1 protein-coding gene is annotated in these 994 nt (G+C 68.0%); it reads left to right on the plus strand.

What is annotated here, in order from left to right:
- Positions 1 to 925, plus strand: a 925-nt coding sequence (locus H0W38_RS19345) for a glutamate--tRNA ligase family protein (RefSeq protein ID WP_292457221.1), incomplete at its 5' end; no start/stop codon positions are given.
- Positions 926 to 994: the final 69 nt, after the last annotated feature.

Here is a 994-nt window from a genome sequence, read left to right on the forward strand (position 1 = left end):
CAACCTGACCTACGTGGTCACCAGCAAGCGCAAGCTCAGGCAACTGGTCGACGAGGGCCATGTGGACGGCTGGGACGACCCGCGCATGCCCACCCTCGCCGGCCTGCGCCGGCGCGGCTACACGCCAGAGAGCATCCGCCTGTTTTGCGAGCGCATCGGCGTGAGCAAGGAGCACAGCTGGATCGACTACAGCCTGCTCGACGCCGCGCTGCGCGACGACCTGGAAGGCAAGGCGCCGCGCGCGATGGCGGTGCTGGAGCCGGTGAAGCTCAGGCTCACCAACTGGGTCGAGATGTTCGGCGGCGATCTCGCGTCGAACACCCACCTCGAGCCCTGCCAGGCGCCCGCGCACCCGCAGCGGCCAGAACTCGGCCTGCGGCACTTCAGCCTCGGCCCCGAGGTCTGGATCGAGCACGACGATTTCGCGGAGCAGCCGCCCAAGGGCTACTTCCGGCTCTTCCCGCCGAGCGAAGCGGCCGCCGGCAGCAAGGTGCGGCTCAAGTACGGCTACGTCGTCGAGTGCACCGGCTGCGAGAAGGACACGTCAGGCAAGGTCACGACCGTGCTTGCAAGAGTCGTCCCCGACACCAAGAGCGGCACGCCAGGCGCGGACGCGGTGAAGGTCAAGGGCACGATCACCTGGGTGGCTGTGCACGAGGCGGTGCTGGCGCAAGTGCGGCTTTACGACCGGTTGTTCACCGAGGCGCAGCCCGACGCGGGAGGACAAGACTTTCTCGCGGTGATGAATCCCGCAAGCAAGAAGGTCGTGAACGGCTACGTGGAGGGCGGCTTGACGGACGTGGCACCCGGCGCACGCCTGCAGTTCGAGCGTCACGGCTACTTCGTCACGGACGCCCGGGACCCTACGACCAGCACCCCGGTGTTCAGCAGGATCGCTGGGCTGAAGGACAACTACGGCAAGTGATGCACAACCGGCGTCGGCTAGCGCCGAGGGCGGCCCTGACCCGCTGCGCCGTGAACGGCACCTCGCGCA

The sequence above is a fragment of the Methylibium sp. genome (genome assembly GCF_013817365.1).
Taxonomy (GTDB): domain Bacteria; phylum Pseudomonadota; class Gammaproteobacteria; order Burkholderiales; family Burkholderiaceae_C; genus Methylibium.